The sequence below is a fragment of the Chryseobacterium wanjuense genome (genome assembly GCF_900111495.1).
In the GTDB taxonomy this organism is placed as follows: domain Bacteria; phylum Bacteroidota; class Bacteroidia; order Flavobacteriales; family Weeksellaceae; genus Chryseobacterium; species Chryseobacterium wanjuense.
This window is the reverse complement of sequence record NZ_FOIU01000001.1, coordinates 1-18,176: the sequence shown is the minus strand read 5'-3', so window position 1 is coordinate 18,176 and position 18,176 is coordinate 1. Positions and strand designations below refer to the sequence as shown.

The 18,176-nt window shown below is 35.1% G+C and carries 16 protein-coding genes; 9 read left to right on the top strand and 7 right to left on the bottom strand.

Translation table 11 applies throughout. The features are described from left to right. Nucleotides 1–47 precede the first annotated feature (47 nt). The 3 genes from BMX24_RS00080 to truA all read right to left on the bottom strand — a co-directional run bounded on the left by BMX24_RS00080 (nt 48) and on the right by truA (nt 1,805). Complete coding sequence (locus tag BMX24_RS00080; protein ID WP_089789892.1) at nt 48–635, bottom strand: Crp/Fnr family transcriptional regulator; 588 nt, start codon at nt 633–635, stop codon at nt 48–50. Nucleotides 636–698: 63 nt separating this feature from the next. After that, on the bottom strand, nt 699–1,046 hold the full coding sequence (locus tag BMX24_RS00075; RefSeq protein WP_089789890.1) for a hypothetical protein: 348 nt from the start codon (nt 1,044–1,046) through the stop codon (nt 699–701). A gap of 24 nt (nt 1,047–1,070) precedes the next feature. Continuing rightward, entirely contained in the window at nt 1,071–1,805 is a 735-nt protein-coding gene (truA, locus tag BMX24_RS00070) for a tRNA pseudouridine(38-40) synthase TruA (RefSeq protein ID WP_089789887.1), read from the bottom strand. A 130-nt stretch (nt 1,806–1,935) separates the two neighbouring features. On the opposite strand from truA, the gene lpxK reads away from it, so the two are divergent. From lpxK to BMX24_RS00045, 5 genes are all read left to right on the top strand, one after another. Further along, a complete protein-coding gene (gene lpxK / locus BMX24_RS00065) occupies nt 1,936–2,961 on the top strand; it encodes a tetraacyldisaccharide 4'-kinase (RefSeq protein ID WP_089789885.1) in 1,026 nt (341 codons plus the stop codon). Further along, nucleotides 2,945–3,760: a purine-nucleoside phosphorylase gene (locus tag BMX24_RS00060; RefSeq protein WP_089789882.1), complete on the top strand. Its 816-nt coding sequence runs from the start codon at nt 2,945–2,947 to the stop codon at nt 3,758–3,760. Before lpxK ends, BMX24_RS00060 begins: the two co-directional genes overlap by 17 nt. Nucleotides 3,761–4,108: 348 nt before the next feature. Then, nucleotides 4,109–4,624 carry a TlpA family protein disulfide reductase gene (locus tag BMX24_RS00055; protein ID WP_089789880.1) on the top strand — a complete coding sequence of 172 codons (516 nt, stop codon included), beginning with the start codon at nt 4,109–4,111 and terminating at the stop codon, nt 4,622–4,624. A gap of 292 nt (nt 4,625–4,916) precedes the next feature. After that, nucleotides 4,917–6,014, top strand: coding sequence for a DNA polymerase IV (gene dinB / locus BMX24_RS00050; protein ID WP_089789878.1), 1,098 nt, complete (start codon nt 4,917–4,919; stop codon nt 6,012–6,014). A 44-nt stretch (nt 6,015–6,058) separates the two neighbouring features. Then, nucleotides 6,059–7,531, top strand: coding sequence for an alpha-amylase (locus BMX24_RS00045; RefSeq protein ID WP_089789877.1), 1,473 nt, complete (start codon nt 6,059–6,061; stop codon nt 7,529–7,531). Nucleotides 7,532–7,641: 110 nt separating this feature from the next. Here BMX24_RS00045 and BMX24_RS00040 read toward each other — a convergent pair whose 3' ends face one another. Continuing rightward, a complete protein-coding gene (locus BMX24_RS00040) occupies nt 7,642–8,970 on the bottom strand; it encodes a carboxylesterase family protein (protein ID WP_089789876.1) in 1,329 nt (442 codons plus the stop codon). 296 nt (nt 8,971–9,266) lie between these two features. Beyond that, nucleotides 9,267–10,169: a helix-turn-helix domain-containing protein gene (locus BMX24_RS00035; protein ID WP_089789875.1), complete on the bottom strand. Its 903-nt coding sequence runs from the start codon at nt 10,167–10,169 to the stop codon at nt 9,267–9,269. 172 nt (nt 10,170–10,341) lie between these two features. Here BMX24_RS00035 and BMX24_RS00030 point away from each other — a divergent pair, with 172 nt between their 5' ends. Next, nucleotides 10,342–11,397: an NAD(P)-dependent alcohol dehydrogenase gene (locus tag BMX24_RS00030; RefSeq protein ID WP_089789873.1), complete on the top strand. Its 1,056-nt coding sequence runs from the start codon at nt 10,342–10,344 to the stop codon at nt 11,395–11,397. Between the two features lie 139 nt (nt 11,398–11,536). Here BMX24_RS00030 and BMX24_RS00025 read toward each other — a convergent pair whose 3' ends face one another. Continuing rightward, nucleotides 11,537–11,899 (bottom strand): winged helix-turn-helix transcriptional regulator, encoded by a 363-nt coding sequence (locus BMX24_RS00025; RefSeq protein ID WP_089789871.1) that lies wholly within the window; start codon nt 11,897–11,899, stop codon nt 11,537–11,539. A gap of 168 nt (nt 11,900–12,067) precedes the next feature. Between BMX24_RS00025 and BMX24_RS00020 the strand changes: the two genes are divergently transcribed. Continuing rightward, entirely contained in the window at nt 12,068–12,952 is an 885-nt protein-coding gene (locus BMX24_RS00020; RefSeq protein WP_089789869.1) for an NAD(P)H-binding protein, read from the top strand. 111 nt (nt 12,953–13,063) lie between these two features. On the opposite strand, the gene BMX24_RS00015 is transcribed toward BMX24_RS00020, so the two are convergent. After that, nucleotides 13,064–14,347 (bottom strand): alkaline phosphatase family protein, encoded by a 1,284-nt coding sequence (locus tag BMX24_RS00015; protein WP_089789867.1) that lies wholly within the window; start codon nt 14,345–14,347, stop codon nt 13,064–13,066. 452 nt (nt 14,348–14,799) lie between these two features. On the opposite strand from BMX24_RS00015, the gene BMX24_RS00010 reads away from it, so the two are divergent. Together BMX24_RS00010 and BMX24_RS00005 are read left to right on the top strand one after the other, a co-directional pair. Beyond that, nucleotides 14,800–16,359, top strand: a complete 1,560-nt coding sequence (locus BMX24_RS00010; protein ID WP_089789864.1) for a T9SS type A sorting domain-containing protein — start codon at nt 14,800–14,802, stop codon at nt 16,357–16,359. Nucleotides 16,360–16,365: 6 nt separating this feature from the next. After that, a complete protein-coding gene (locus BMX24_RS00005) occupies nt 16,366–18,084 on the top strand; it encodes a hypothetical protein (RefSeq protein ID WP_089789862.1) in 1,719 nt (572 codons plus the stop codon). Nucleotides 18,085–18,176: the final 92 nt, after the last annotated feature.

Here is an 18,176-nt window from a genome sequence, read left to right as displayed (position 1 = left end):
GTTCCGCGAATAAAATGAGGATAATTTTAACCTTGGTTAAAATCGTATTACTTACCCGAAATTCTTTTTCGGATTCTGCTCAGAGATGGCCCCTGAATACCTAAATAAGAAGAAATATGATACAACGGAACATTATTAAAAATATCAGGATGCTGTTTGATAAGGTCTAAATACCTTTCTTCAGGAGATTTTAAAATAAATCCTTCTATTCTCGACATGGTAATATTAAAAGCTTCCTGCGCCAAAAGCCTTCCAAATTTTTCCCATCGGTGCGACTGCTGATACAATGAAAGCAGATCGGTATAGCGGATATAAATAATCGAAGCATCCGTAAGCGCCTGAGTATGATAATCACAGGGAATCTGATTGATAAAACTTTTAAACGAAACCACAAAACCATTAGCAGAATAAAGAAAAACATTCTTCTCCTCTCCCGTTTTTTCATCAATAGTATAAGAACGGAAAACACCATCAACTATAAATCCGAAATAGGTACAAACCGTTCCGCGAAGGTTATAGAAATCTCCTTTACTGTAGTTTTTGGGCAGCCAGAAATCTTCAGATAATTTGAAATCTTCTTCTGTAAGTCCGGCGAAATGATTCAGGGCAAAAGCCAGTTTTTCGATTTCATCCATGGTTTTTAGTTTTTATGTAAATTAAAATGATGACTTAAAAATATCATGTCACCATCATTATTATCATTCCTTATTTCCAATTTCTTCAATTTCCGAAGAAGGCTTTCTTACCATTTCCTTTGTGAATTTCTTTTCAAGATAGGTGTGAAATCCATATACGACAGCAATAGCAAATAACCAGCTTATAAAATTAACAAATGTAAAATTCCCATAGTCATAATTATTATTGTTGCTCAAAGCAGTAGGATTTGTAAGTCCTTTATAAATTCCGTAACAAAAAAGAAACAAAATCTGAAATCCAAGATAAATCCCAATAGCCAAAAGCCCGAAATGCCATTTCGTCTTCCCAAATCTCTGTGCAAGCCCTGCATAATATCTGTAGGCTCCAATCATAATAAAAATTGACATCATAATGTTTTTATGTTTTTAAAATCCTTAATCAAATTCATACCCGACATCCACCAGATACAGCCCATGAGCCGGCGCGGAAGTTCCTGCAGCATTACGATGCTTGTCTTCAATTACTTTTCGTAAATCTTCAGGTTTCATCTTCCCCGAACCGATTTCTACCATGGTTCCAACAATTGCTCTCACCATATTCCGTAAAAAACGATTCGCAGAAACCGTGAATTTCAGTTCGCTCCCGTTTTGCTCCCACTCTGCTTTGTACATTTTGCAAAGATTGGTTTTGTTGTCGGTATGTAATTTAGCGAAACTTGTAAAATCTTCATATTCAAATAAAATCTTACAGGCTTCATTCATTTTATTAATATCTAAAGGTCTTTTCCAATGCTGCCATGCAAATTCCTGGGTGAAAGGATTTTTTTCCAAGGAAATATAATATTCATACGTTCTGTACGTCGCATCAAAACGGGCATGAAAATCATCTTTTACCTGAAAAATTCTTTTCACCGAAATATCAGGCGGAAGAAAACTGTTTAATCTTCGGGGAAGATCATCATTCAAAACTTTTTCTGTATCAAAATGGGCGAAAATTTTCTTGGCATGAACGCCCGTATCTGTTCTTCCTGCTCCTGTTGTTTTAATCTCTTCCCTTAAAATCGTGGAAAGTGCCTTTTCCAATTCTTCCTGTACGGAAATAGCATCCGGCTGGATCTGGTAGCCGAAATAATTTTTGCCGTTGTAGGAAAACTCAATAAAATACCTCAATGTAATAAAATAACTCTACAAAAATACTCTAATTTAATGATAATTATCAATCAAATTTTTAAAATAAATATTGAAAAGTACCTACCATAGTAAGCCAAATCCATATGAAATTTCCTATTTTTGCAATCGTATGAAAAGATGGTACCTTTATCCTTTTTCCCTAGGTTATCACATGGTAACGGGTATCCGAAACACAATGTATGATCTGGGAATTTTAAAATCGACAAAATTCAAGACTCCGATAATCAATGTCGGAAACCTTTCTGTGGGCGGAAGCGGGAAATCTCCGATGGTGATGTATCTTGCTCAGTTTTTAGCTAAACATTACAGAACCGGAGTGCTTTCCAGAGGCTACGGAAGACTCACGAAAGGGTATGCTGTCACCAACTATGAGAGCAATTACAAAATGGTAGGTGATGAAGCGATGCAGCTTTTTGAACGTTTTAAAAACCGTTTTGTGATCGCAGTTTCCGAAGAAAGGGTTCCCGGAGCTCAAAAAGTGATTTCCGATATGGATCTGGATGTTCTGGTACTGGACGATGCGATGCAGCACAGAGCCATCAAACCGGGATTCACGATTATGATGACCGATTTTAATGATCCTTATTTTAAAGATCATCTTCTTCCTGCAGGAGATTTAAGAGAATCAAGAACCGGCGTAAGAAGGGCGAATATCATTATGGTAAGCAAATGTCCCGATGAACTCACGGAAGAAACCAAGCAATATTATATTTCAAGGATAAGACCTTCCCACAAGCAAAAAGTGTTCTTTTCATCCATCGGATACGACGAAAATGTATACGGAAAAGAAAAAATGCTTCCCGACAACAACCTGAATTATTATGATATTCTTTTAATTACAGGAATCGCCAATCCAAAACCTTTATTGACCCATCTTGCAAAATTTTCGCAAAGAGTAAAGCATTTAAAATTCAGAGATCATCACAATTTTACGGATGATGATATTAAAAAAATCGTTGCCGAATACAAAAAATTAGGTGAATATAAATTAATCTTAACCACAGAAAAGGATTATGTTCGTCTAAAAACTTTTGACTATCTTAGAGACATTGTTTACTACTGGCCTATCAATGTGATTATTGATAAAAAGGAAGAATTCAATCAAATCATCTTAGATTATGTTAGAAAAAATTAAGCAGACAGCAGATTTTATTAAAAACATCATTAAAGAAACCCCTGATTTCGCTATTGTTTTGGGCTCGGGATTGGGAAAATTACAGGATGAAGTTGAAGCCATTCATACTTTAGAATATTCTGCAATTCCAAACTTTCCTCAAACAACGGTAGTTGGCCACAGCGGAAAATTAATCTGCGGAATTCTCGAGGGCAAAAAAGTTTTGATGATGAGCGGCCGTTTTCATTATTATGAAGGACATTCTATTGAAACCGTTGTTTTTCCGATAAGGGTTTTTCATCTGTTAGGAATTAAAAATCTGATTCTTTCTAATGCTTCCGGCGGAGTAAATTCCAGCTTTAACATTGCCGATATTGCGATCATAAAAGATCATATCAACATGATGCCCGAACATCCGCTTCGTGGCAAAAATATCGATTCTTTCGGTCCTCGATTTGTTGATATGAGTGAAGCTTACAGCAAGAAAATGATTTCCGTGGCCGAACACGCAGCCAAAGAAAATAATATTAAAATCCATAAGGGAATTTACGTTGCATTACAAGGTCCGACATTTGAAACACCCGCAGAATACGGGATGATCAAAGCGATCGGCGGCGATATGGTCGGGATGAGTACCGTTCCGGAGGTGATCGTTGCCAAACATATGGGAATGGATGTTTTCTGCATTTCCATCATTACAGATCTTGGCGGTCCGGACATTGCATTTTCAGTTTCTCACGAAGAAGTTCTGAATGCTGCCAATAAAGCGATGCCGAATGTGATCACAGTAGTGAAAGGCTTGGTGAAGAATTATCAATAAACTTTCCTTTATTTTATTCTAAGTTATTTTCTCGAAGTTTGTCATCCTGAGAGGATCTAAACGTGACATTAGAAAAATCATATTTAAATAAACTCTATTAAAAATTCCAACACATTAGTCACAATAGATTTAACTCAAAAATTTGAAAAAATTCAGAAAACATAAGTAAAAATCAAAGATTTTCAAAGCTAATGGGTTCTTTTTAGGCTGTGTAATATGTCTATAAATTTCTTATGTGTTATTTAAGTTTAATAGAAATCTTCAATCTCATAAATCTTAACTAATTCATCAAAATAACGCTCCAATTGCATTTCATTGTTTAGATTTGCATTAAATGAAATTGAAAAAATGAGAAAGTTATTATTATTTTTTACATTAAGTATTTTTGGATTAGGCTGCTCACAAAAAGTTCCACAGGCCAATAAAACAGGCTTTTCCAAAGAAGCTTTAGCTCAAAAACTGGAAGATGAAGAAGGAAAAACGATTACTATTCAGCAAATTCTTGATCAACATAAAGGAAAAGTTGTAGTACTCGATTTTTGGGCCGGATGGTGCAGAGATTGTTTGAAGGCCCTTCCAAAAGCCAAAGAATTAGAAGAAAACAATAAGAATATTGATTTTGTTTTCCTTTCATTAGACCGTTCCAAAGAAGGTTTTGAAAAAAGTCTGGAAAGATTTGAAATGAAAGACAAAGAAAACTATTGGTTTGTATCCGGCTGGAAAAATGATTTCAACAACTACGTCGACCTCAACTGGATTCCGAGATATATGGTGATCGACCAAAAATCTGCGATTGCAAAATATTACGCCATTTCACCGGAAGACCCGGAAATTCAGGCTACGATTGATAAGCTTTTGAAATAATTTTAATCAAACTTCAAAGTGCAAAGATTTGCATTTTATTATTTATTTTAACCATTAAGATTTTTATTAAGGAATTAAGAATATTAAGTTTAGCGTTGCTTTAAGATTTAAAATCTATTTGATTTTCTTAATTAAACTTCACTTCTTAATAAAAATCTTAATGGTTAAAAATGTAGCTCATTTACAACAGAGTCTATTTTTAGTCGGAGTTTCCAAGTCTTGAATTTTTGTTTCTTTTGTTTTAAGACAAAAGAAATTAATCATAAAATACAAGAATCCATATCTTTGTGATATGGATTTTCCTTTTCCGATACGCAAAATTATTCATGTCGATATGGATGCATTTTATGCTTCCGTGGAACAGCATGACAACCCTGCGCTGAGGGGAAAAGCGATTGCCGTGGGCGGTGGTCACAGGGGTGTCGTTTCGGCGGCGAGCTATGAAGCCAGAAAATTTGGCGTCCGTTCTGCGATGCCCAGTAAAACAGCAAAAGAAAAATGTCCGCATTTGATTTTTGTTCCGCCACGATTTCCGCGTTATAAAGAAATTTCAAGAAAAATCCGGGAAATTTTCTATGAATATACCGATTTGGTAGAACCTCTTTCTTTGGATGAAGCTTATCTCGATGTCACCGAAAATAAAAAAGGAATAGAATCTGCCAATCAGATTGCGAAAGAAATCCGCCAAAAGATTTTCGAACAAACGGGTCTTACTGCTTCCGCAGGAATTTCTGTGAATAAATTTCTGGCAAAAGTAGCTTCCGACATCAATAAGCCCAACGGACAAAAAACCATTCATCCCGATAAAATTGAAAGCTTTCTTGAAGAATTACCCGTTGAAAAATTTTACGGTGTAGGGAAAGTTACAGCTAACAAAATGTTTAGTTTAGGCATTTTTAAAGGAAAAGATTTAAAGAAAAGATCTCTTGAAGACCTTACCAGATTATTTGGAAAATCGGGAGCATATTATTATAACGTTGTCCGCGGAATTCATACTTCCGAAGTAAAACCTCATCGGATTCAGAAAAGTGTGGCGGTGGAAAGAACTTTTTTTGAAGACCTTTTTGACGAACAGCAGATCAATGAAAAACTTCAAAGCTTAAGCGACGAACTTCACAATCGTTTGCAGAAAAATAATATTCTCGGAAGAACATTAACGTTAAAAATTAAATATAAAGACTTCTCCCTATATACGCGAAGCATTACCAAAGAAGAATACTTTTCTTCACCCGAGCAATATTTTAACACCGGAAAAAAACTCTGGGAACTTCGACCTTTTGATAAGCCTGTCCGATTATTAGGCTTATCTCTTTCACAACTTAATACCGAGGAAAAAAAGCTGATTTCCGTTCAACTAAAAATCCCGTTTAAGGAATTTGAGGATCAATAATGTGAAAATTTTTCACTACATTGTAAAGACCAAATTATAATTTTATGAATGAAACGATGATTCAGTTTTTCCATTGGTATTCGGAAGGAGACGGAAAGTTATGGAAAGAAGCTGAAAAGCATGCACAATATCTGGCAGACTTAGGAATAACATCAGTGTGGCTTCCTCCCGCTTACAAAGGCGCAACAGGAGGGCATTCCACAGGTTACGACGCCTATGATTTATATGATTTGGGAGAATTTGATCAAAAAGGAACCATTCCCACAAAATACGGCACGAAAGAAGATTATATTCAAGCAATTAAAGCTTTAAAGGAGAAAAATATTCAGGTGATTGTCGACATTGTTTTAGGACATAAAGGTGGCGGAGACGAGCTGGAAAGCTTTAAGGCTGTAAAAGTAGATGAGGAAAACCGCGAAAAAATCATTTCCGATGAAATAGAGATCCAATCCTACACAAAATTTACCTTTCCGGGAAGAGGAAAAAAATATTCAGATTTTGAATGGAATTTCACCTGTTTCAGCGGCGTAGACTATGCAGAAGGTATGGATTCCCATATTTTTAAAATAAAAAACGAATACGGAACCGACTGGGAAGAGATGATCGATGATGAAAAAGGAAACTACGATTATCTGATGTACAACGATATTGAACACCGCAACCCTTTTGTACGCGAAGAGCTGAACAATTGGGCAAAATGGTATTTTGACGAAACGGATTTTGATGGAGTAAGACTGGATGCGCTCAAGCACATTTCATTTGATTTTTATAAAGAATGGCTTACTTTATTACGTTCCAATTCGGGGAAAAATATTTTTGCTGTGGGAGAATATTGGGCTCCCGGATATCTGAATTTACTTCAAAAATACATCGAAGTTACGGAAGGTTGTATGAGCTTATTCGACAGTTCGTTACAAAACAATTTCCATACTGCCTCCAAAGAAGGTGGTTCTTATGATTTACGAAGAATTTTCGACGGAAGCCTTACTCAGGCAGATCCGCTTCACTCAGTAAGCCTTGTAGATAACCACGACACCCAGCCTTTGCAGGATCTGGAAGCTCCTGTGGAATTATGGTTTAAACCTTTGGCTTATGCTATGATTCTGTTGAGAAAAGATGGCTATCCTTGTGTTTTTTATCCCGATTTGTACGGTGCTCATTATGTCGACAAAGACAGAGAAGGCAACGATCAGGAAATATTTTTAGATAAGGTTGATAAAATCGAAGAACTGCTAAAAGCCCGAAAAGATCATGCTTACGGCGAACAGAGAGATTATTTTGAAGATGCCAATTGTCTCGGCTGGGTTCGTGAAGGAGATGAAGAGCATTCCGGATGTGCCGTTGTTTTGAGCAATAAAGACGCTTATGAAAAACCTATGGAAATGGGTGAAAAATATATTGGAAAAACTTTCTACGACTTGTTGGGAAGATTTGAAAACAAAGTAACGATCGATGAAAACGGATGGGGAAGCTTCCCGGTTCCGGCTGGGAATGTGAGTGTTTGGGTTGCTGAATGATTGATTTAAACACAAATATCACGAATGCTTTTACAAATGACACTAATTAATGCGAAAACGTTTAAAAAATTATTTGTGAAAATTTGTGACATTTGTGTTTAAAAATAAAACTAAACTTTTCGGAGACGAAGAATTTCCGGTCTTTCAGAATCATCGGAGATTTTTCCTTTTCGGGCAAATTCTGCCCAGAGCGCACGAAGCTTTTTTCCGTTTTCAACCATATATTGCCATGGAACATCTTTTAGTAATTCTGATGATTTCCAGGCGGTTTCATTGGCAAAAATTAAAGGAAGATCAAAGCAGTGTGATGCTCCGATATAATTATTTTTTATGGTTGAATGAATTTTAAACAAATAAATATTTCCTCCTCCTTCCGAATAGTTCTCCGCAAACATATTCGCCGGTTTTTCGTAGATGGAATCGGTTGTTACACGAACGATTCTGTTGAGAATTTTTTCATGTAAATAGGTATAAATTCCCTGCTCTGCTGTTTTTACATAAAATGCAGTTTCATCATGATTTAAACCCATTAAAACATCATATTTCTTTGCATTTTCCTTCCATTTTTCCTGGCTTTCTTCTTCCGTGCATAAAGGAGGATAACCATATTGTGTACAAAACGGCATTGAAGTTTTTAAACCATATTTTCTGAATGATGGTAAAAAATTTACATATCCCTCCGTCATTTTTAAAGGATCAGTTTCATCTTTCAGAAATTCTGTTTTCCGGAAAAATTCTAATGACATTTTGTTTCTTTTCAGCCTGAAACCAAGCGGCGCACTGTGAATAATAGCCCGGTGAAATAAATTATCAACTCCTTCTGAAATCATCAGGTGTGCAATGGCATCACCTCCGGAAGATTGTCCAAAAAGCGTAATATTTTCAGGATCTCCTCCAAAACTTTGAATATTTTTCTGAATCCATCGCAAGGCTTCCATGATATCAAACAAACCAAGATTTGCAGGCCGATTTTCATCACCGCCCAAAAAACCGAAAAGTCCGAGACGGTAAGAGACGGAAATCACCATCATATTTTGTTCTTTCACCCAAACCGAAGGATCCGAAGTGGGAAGATCGCCACAGCCGATTTCATAAGAACCTCCGTGAATCCAAACGACAACAGGAAGTTTTTCATTTTGACTAAAATTTTCGGGACGGGTAATGGTCAAAAATTGGGTAGATTCATCTGGTTGAAATTTTTCGAGATCCGTTTTACCGATCAGCCTTTCTAAGAGCGGACTGATATTCTGCGGGCAAACCGGAGTTTTATCCAAAATCTCCTCAGACTCTACAGTTTCAACGGGAACAGGCATTTTGTACCTTTCAGAACGGGCATAACGGATGCTTTTGGCTTTGATAACGCCATTTTCCTTTAATGCTAAAATTTTTCCAAAAGGTGTATGAAAAGAATGTGTTCCTATATTTTGCTGTGTTGTCATCCAAAACAAAATTTATTTGATATTAAATTTAGTGATTTTTTATTTTTAGACACAAATGACACTAATATTTGCACAAATTTCACTGATAAAACATTGAAAAATTGACATCTGGAACAAACTTATTTTTTTTATTTTAAACACAAATAGCACTAATATTTGCATAAATTTCACTGATAAAACATTGAAAAATTGACATCTGGAACAATTTATTTTTTTAATTTAAACACAAATGACATTCCATTAATAAAATATTGGTGTTATTCGTGAAAATATTAGTGAAATTCGTGTTTAAAGTTTTAGTTTAAAGTTTTATATTCACTCGGAGACACTCCAACCTTACTTTTGAATAATCTTGTAAAATGCTGAGGATATTTAAACCCTAGATCATACGAAATTTCACTGATGGATTTTGAGGGATCAAAAATCTGGTCTTTTGCTACGTCGATCAGCTTATTGTGAATATATTCCTGTGCGGAAATTCCAAGTTCTTTTTTTATGAGATCCCCGAAATAGTTCGCCGAAAGATTTAGTTGTTCCGCAAAATAATTGACCATGGGGAAACCAATGCTTTTAGGCTTATCAGATTTTAAATATGCCTCCAACAACCCTTCAAATTTACCTATCACTCCCTGATTGATATGATCTCTTGTGATGAACTGGCGGTCATAAAAGCGCATGCAATAATTCAGAAACAACTCAATATTATTGACAATTAATGACTTACTATGCTTATCAATGGACTGTTCGAGCTCAAGTTTAATATTTTTAAAGCATTCCAACACAATTTCCCTTTCCTTTTCCGAAAGGTGAAGCGCTTCATGAACTTCATAGGAAAAGAAATTATAATCCTTGATATTTTTACCCAAATTCGTCCCTTTGATTAAATCCGGATGAAATATCAAGGCATAACCCGCCGGCTGAATAAACTTTCCGTCATTATAAATTCCGTACGTCTGTCCGGGCGCAATAAAAACCAATGTTCCTTCCTGGTAATCATAGCTGTGCTTGCCGTAATGCATATCTCCACACATAATATCTTTCAGAAAAACCGTATAAAAACCAAACACCCTTCTGAACTGGCAGATAGGATCAGATTTCGAGAAATCGATAATGCTTACCAACGGATGCAATGTCTCATGATTGGCCATTTTATTGTATTCCGAGACGCTGTTATAGATCTCAATCTCCTGATTTTGCATGAAATATATTTTTATTGATAATCAAAATTACCATTTTCCGGCGGACATTTTATACTGCCTGTAAAATTGGTAAATCTTTCTGTAATTTGTATAAGTATTGTTAATTTTAAACTATCGACTTTTGTACTTGAGAAATCAACAGATTTAAAATTAAACTTAAACCAAAAAACAAATGAGCACATTCACGGTAAAAGCTTACGGAGCAGAATCTAAAATTGCTGACTTACAAGAAATTAATATCAACAGAAGAGAAGTAACCGCAAAAGACATAGAAATTGAAATTCTATACTGCGGCGTTTGTCACTCTGACCTTCACACAGCGAGAAATGACTGGGGAGGATCTTTGTATCCTGTTGTTCCCGGACATGAAATTGTGGGAAGAATCACGAATGTAGGAAGCGAAGTTTCTAAATTTAAAGTCGGAGATCTGGCTGCAGTGGGCTGTATGGTTGATTCTTGCGGAGAATGCGAGAGCTGTAAACATGATTTGGAACAATATTGCCAAAACGGTTTTACAGGAACTTACAACGGGAAGGATAAACATTTGGGAGGTCATACTTTCGGCGGATATTCTCAAAAAGTAGTTGTTGATGAGCATTTTGTGCTTAGTGTTCCTGAAAATCTGGATTTGGCAGCTGTTGCACCTCTTCTTTGTGCAGGTATTACAACCTGGTCTCCATTAAGACACTGGAATGTCGGTCCGGATTCTAAAGTTGCAGTTGTAGGTTTAGGAGGGTTGGGACATATGGCCATCAAGCTTGCCAAAGGGTTGGGAGCTGAAGTGACTTTATTCTCCAGAACTCCGGGAAAAACTGAAGATGCGAAAAAATTGGGTGCCGATCACGTCGTAATTTCTACCGAACAGGCACAGATGGATGCTGTAAAAGGTAAATTTGATGTCATTATCGACACGGTTCCTTATGAGCATGATATTAATCCTTATATGCAGACTGTTGCCTTGAACGGAACGTTGGTTTTAGTAGGATTCGTAGGGGAATTCGAAAATGAGGAGCCAAGTACAAGACCCATGATCTTCCAAAGACGATCTGTAGCGGGATCACTGATCGGAGGTATCGCCGAAACTCAGGAATTACTGGATTTCTGCGGAAAGCATAATATTGTTTCTGATATTGAATTAATTAAAATTCAGGACATCAATGAAGCGTATGAAAGAATGTTGAAAAGCGATGTGAAATATCGTTTTGTTATTGATATGCAATCTTTGTAATCTTCGTATATTTTTTAACTAAGGCTCTCTTCGGAGGGTCTTTTTTTGTTTAGGGTTTAGGGTTTAGGGTTTAGGGTTTAGGGAAATTACATTTCTTAATTGTTATATTGTTATATTGTTATATTGTTACGTTGTTACATTATTTAATTTTCACATTCATATCTTTAAATGCCCATTCTGCCATGGCATGAATGACCGGAATCAATCCTTTTCCTGACTTGCTTAATTCATAAGTTACATGAGGTGGAATGACCGGTTTTGCCGTTCTTATAACCAATCCGTCGGCTTCCAGCTGTTTGAGATGCTGGATCAGCATTTTCTCGGTTACGGCCGGAATCGCACGTTTTAATTCACTGTACCTTTTATCACCATTCGACAGATGATATAAAATAATGGGTTTCCAGAAACCACCGATTTTTTCCATAACATAGGTTACGGGACAGGAATCCAGCGCGTATTTCTTGTTCTGCTGGATGGTTGAGCTTTCTTTAATGGCTGTCATAATACATACTTTAGGGTAAGTACTTGTATAAAAGTAAGTACAAATATAACTTTGTCTCAGGAAATAAAAAAATATTTTATTATGAAATCGCATTTAGTTAGTCAACTTATAAAAACTAATATTCTGCGATTACATACAAACCATTAAAAACAATAAAAAAATTTACGTATGAAAATTGTAATCACAGGATCATTAGGAAATGTAGCAAGACCGCTTGCTCAACAATTAATAGCTGAAGGACATGACATTACTGTAATCAGCAGTAACGAATCCAAGAAAAATGAAATCGAGGCTTTAGGGGCAAAAGCAGCGATCGGTTCTATCACAGATTTAGAATTTTTAATTAAAACTTTTGAAGGAAAAGATGCCGCTTTTTTAATGACTCCTCCGAATCTGGGTTTTGAAAATATTGTTGAAAACACCATTAATGCAGGGAAAAACTACACAGAAGCCATCAGAAAAACGGGTTTGAAAAGAATTGTGATGTTAAGCAGCATCGGTGCAGAATCACCAGTAGAAAACGGACCGATAAAAACACTTTACCATATTGAAAAACTCTACAACGGATTGGAAAATACTTCCGTTACATTTTTAAGAGCCGGGTATTTTTATATTAATTTCTTTAATGACATTCCATTAATTAAAAACGCAGGAATTATCGGAGGAAATTATCCTGAAGATGTAAAAGTTCCGCTGGTTCATCCCATTGATATTGCAAAAGCGGCGGCTGAAGAGTTGGTTAAGAATTCAGACAGTAAAAATGTAAGATATATTGTAAGTGATCTTCGTCAAGCTTCTGATTTTGCTAAAACTTTCGGTCTTGCCATTGGAAAACCTGAACTTCAGTGGGTAGAGTTTAAGGATGAAGATTCATTAAACGGAATGCTTCAGGCCGGTCTTCCACAGGAAATTGCTGAATTGTACACTGAAATGGGACGTGGAATCCGAACCGGAGTTGTACAGAAGGATTTTATTGAGCATGGAGCGTATGTGGATGGTAAGGTAAAACTGGAGGAGTTTGCTAAGGAGTTTGCGGAAAGGTTTAATGCTTGATTTCTTTTGACTTGAATGTCCTTTTCACAATGTGAATGTATAAATGAGTTTCGGCGAGCCTTCGGCTCGCCGAAACTTTATCTTAAAATGAATTAATATCAAATTAAAAAATTATTTATTCTCTTTTAAAGTCTTTTTCAACACTTTTAGTTTTCCATCAATAGGCTCATTAATTTTTAATCCTAAAATTTCAGCAACCAATGGATAAACATTAATATTAGCAAATTCATCAATAACTAAATTATTCTTGAACTCCGACCCCCAAGCTAAAAATGTCGCTTTCATTTCAGGCACGATTGCAGGGTTGTATCCATGCTTTCCTACAGATGTTGTTTTTCCTTTTGGTAAAAATACTTTCGGAGCTTTCGGAACTAATAAAATTTGCCCGATTCGGTTATACTTATCATCTTTTGTAGCAAAATGCAGATATTTCGGGAATTTTTTATCCAGATACACTTCATAGTCATCAGTTTTATTGGCTTTTAATTCCTTATAAACCGCTTTGACTTCTTCCGGATTTTTAACATAAACTCTTAACAAAGTCTGGGAATTATATATATCAAATTTTTCTTTATTTAAAAGCATTGCAGGAATTTCAAGAGGATTTCCGCCATCAACTTTTATCATTCCGTGATCGGAAACAAATATAAAATTTACATTCTTTAAGCCTAAATTATTTACTTTTTGAACCAGCTCTCCTATTGCCTTGTCAACCAAATGAACCGCTTCTTCCGTTTCCTTCGTCTCAGGTCCAAAATGATGGCCACTGCCATCAACTTCAGGGAAATACAAAGAGATAAAATGAGGTCTTTTATCCATCGGCAACTTCAGCCAGTCGATCACTTTATCCACTTTTTCGGATGGAGTGAATTTTTCGTGATAAGGATAATAATATGTCGGTCTTATACCTCCCGCATCACTTGCAGAGCCTACCCACATCAAAGAAGCAGAAATCATCCCCTGTTTTTCAGCCAGTCCCCAAAGCGGAATTCCACCGTACCAGCTTCCGTCTTCAGCATTTTTTCTATCACTCATGGCATAAGCTTCCTTTCTTTTGTAATCGTAAAAATAATTATCAATCAACCCGTGATGAGAAGGATAAAGTCCGGTAATTAAGCTCCAATGATTCGGAAAAGTGATGCTTGGATAACTTGGAATCATTGCCTTTGCCTGAACTCCCCCGTTAGAAAACTTCAAAAGGTTTCCGGCATTGTATTTTTTAGCATAATCATAGCGAAAACCGTCCGCAGAAATCATGATCACATAAGGTTTTGTCTGTGCTTCAACACTGTTATATCGATTGGGAATAACTATCTGAGCTGTATCAACCGTTCCTTTTTGTCCAAAAACTGTTAACGAAAATATTATCATTAACCATTGTAATCCTCTCTTCATTTTTAAAATTTTGACAAAGTTACTCTCAGAAATTTTCACACAAAAGTTTTCTGAATTAAAAAAACTTTAAAAGTATTTTTTAGAATTGATGTAAATAAATTTTAAATCAAGACAATAACCAAGATTGGATTTGTATTTAATTAATAATAAGTTAATTATATAAAATATTTTTATAGTTTAAATATTTTTTTTAGCTTTGCCATGTAAATATAAAACACACAACGATGAATAAAAAACTACTCTATTTAATGAGTGCATTTTCTATATGCGCATCCAATCCATTAGACTTACTAATAACACGACAAGTTCTGTCGTTATACAGCAATATCTTTGCAAAAAAAGATCATATTCACATTAAATCTCTGTAATAAATCTTTCTAACGTGAAGTAAAAGAAATAATTTTGCAGCGATTTAAAATTAATAATTAACAACTCAAAAATAAACACGGGTTATGAATAAATTCTACACAGGTGCACTTTTCTTATGCACAATTCTGAGTACATCTGCTCAGGAAGTAGTCTGGCAGAAAGACATTAAATCCTCAACACAGGATTTTTTAAGTCAGGTTACCACAACCATTGATCAGCAATATCTCATTTCAGGAAGCTCGATTCAGGCTGGAGATCAGAAACTGGGGGCTGGAAGTAAGCAGAATAACGGTTATGACTATCATTTTATAAAATTAAACCAGCAAGGAGAAGAAGTCTGGGAGAAATATTTCTCGGGGCAGAATCATGATTTTTTGTCTGCAACAGTGGCTACTCAGGAAGGTGGATTTTTAGCGGCAGGAACTTCTTATTCAGGAAAAGGATTGGATAAAAAAGACGATTCTAAAGGAGGATCAGATATTTGGCTGATTAGACTCAATGAATTTGGAGATGAATTATGGCAGAAAACCATTGGTGGAGCTTCAGATGAAGAAGCAAGAGCTGTTATTCAGACGACTGATCTTGGTTTTTTTGTGGCCGGATCCTTCGTCTCCGCTCAGGACTCTAAAATGAAGGGTTACGGCTCAAAGGATGTTCTCATTGTAAGGCTGGATAAAAATGGCAAAGAGCTATCACAACTTATTTTAGGGGGAAAAGGACTCGATGAAGTTGAAAAAATGATTCCAACAAAGGATGGTGGAGCTTTACTCGGAATTTATTCTAGAAGTAATGCAGGCGGATCAAAGAAAACCGAAAACTTCGGTGAGGGCGATTATTGGATCATTAAACTTTCAAAAGACGGAAAAGTAGAATGGGAAAAGAATTTTGGAGGAAAAGGTGATGATCATTTAAGAACACTTTCTTTAACATCAACAGGATATTTAATCGGAGGAGAATCAAGATCGGAAAGGTCTGGAAATAAATCTGTAGGGATCGAAGAAGGAACAGACTTATGGTTGATTTCACTCGATGAAAGAGGAGAAGAAATCTGGCAGAAATCTTACAATTTCAAAAACAGAGATGTATTGATGGGGATGAGTATCTTACATGCTTCTGATGACAAATCTTCAAAAGGGGTTTTGCTAGGAGGCTACACTCAGGCAGAAGGTCGTATAGAAAGTGATGATGAAACTTTCTGGATGTTGTATTTGGATTACAATGGTAATGAGCAGTGGAGAAAATACGTAAAGGGAGAATCGAGAAAGAAGGAGGAAAGATTGGCTGATATAAAATTAAACAGAGACGGTTCAATTGTATTAGCCGGAACCAGTGCAGAGGAACTTGGAAAGGAAAACTGGAAGATTGTAAAATTGGGAGATAAGCAGATTGATCAACTCATCGAAAAACAGGATATTAAGATCTATCCGAATCCTGTCTCAGACTATGCGTATGTAGAAATCGGTTTTGATTTCAAGGAAGCTGAGATTTTGTTGTATGATATGTCTGGGAGACAGTTGCAAAGTCTGAAAACTAAGAATAAAGTGACGAAGATTAATACGCAGCCTTTAATTCAGGGAGCTTATCTCATCACCATAAAAACTGATATAGGTAAAACAGCAAATGCTAAATTGATAAAGAAATAAACAAAAATGAAAAAAAATATAATATTAAGTTTTGTATTGGGTCTGACCTTCTTCTCTATAATACAGGCTCAGAATGATCAAAACAAATACAGTGAATACTATTTTAAAAACCTTCCTAATTCTCCATCAACAGCAACATTTTTAAGATATGGGGATATTCAAAATTCGGAATATACAGGAACTAATAGCCCTCAAATTCCCTTACTTACGGCTGAATCAGGAACTATTAAAATTCCCCTGATATTAAAATATATTTCGGGAAATGGTGTAAAAGTTACACAAGAAGCTGGATCTACGGGATTGGGATGGGACATAAGCCTTCCGTCGATTACACAATCAATTTTAGGAGGCTATAGTGATTTTGGAACTGAAAAAAAATATCTAGCAGATTTTACAAAATCAGCAAATCCTTTTAATAATTATTTCCCTCACAGTGTTCAACCTTTGCCGGCCGGATTTGTATCTCAACCCACTAAGGATGCTTATTCGTATTATAAGACAATTGATGGGTTTTTACCATTAAATGGGAATTTTGAAGATTTAAACAACTCTTTTCAGGCAGATACAGATACCTCACCAGACATATTTACATGCAACTTATTTGGTGAGAAGTTAGAATTTATTATAAGTAATTATCCCACGAATTTTGTGACAACTTTTACACCAACTTTTTATTGCTTGAATAAAAAAGGATATAAAATTTCTTACAACAGTAATTCCTATTTTACAATCATTGATCCGACAGGAACTAAATTTTATTTCTCAAGAGTTGAAGATGTAAGAACGTTAACCAGTGTGAGTAAAAATTATTTTATTACAAAAATAACAGATATTAACAATAACGATATAAATTTTACATATAATGAATATTCTAATGTTAAAAATTTAGTATCGATAGGACAAAAACTAAATTATACTTACGGTAATCAAACATATCATTATAATTCTTTACCGTTATCAAACTCACAAAACTTTACATGGATAGGAGAATTTGACGAACAATATCCTGGTTCAGCAATGAATCCGTTTCGTAGTTCTCAAAGTGTTGGATTTATGACACCACCATTGATTAACTGGTCTACGACACAAAATTATTTACTTATAAACAATATATCAGGAAATTTTGGTAAAATTAATTTCTATTATTCTGATCGTGTCGATTTTCCTACACAAAAATTAGATAAGATAGAAGAACAAAATAATTTAAATCAGATTGTAAAAACAGTTAACTTCAATTATGACTATTTTAACTCTCAGAATTCTATAACAATAGATCAGCCTTATCAAATCTATTCACAAGATAGATTAAAGAAAAGACTTAAGCTCTTATCAATTACAATAAATAATGATACTCCTTACATATTTGGATATAATGAAACATTATTACCTTCGAAAAATTCAATGGGAGTAGATTATTGGGGATATTCTAATGGTGGTTTTAGCAATAAGACATTGTTTTTAAATCCCACTGATTTTAATTATCCAACAGCCATACCATTGGATAATAATTATAACAATAATTTTAAACAAGCTGATATTAATTATACGCAATCTGCTGTTCTTACAAAAATTATTTATCCTACAAAAGGTTCTTCGCTTTTTGAATATGAACTAAATAGTGCAAATAATCTTTTCAATCAATATGATTATAGTAAATTAACTGTAGGAAATGGTTTAAGACTAAAAAGTCAAACAAATAAAGATTCTAATGATCAGTTTATTTGAATTAGTCAATACTTAATCTGACAGTTATAATCAAATTAAATAACTTTAAAACAGATTAAGTATTATGACAACACAACAAAAAATTATCAAAA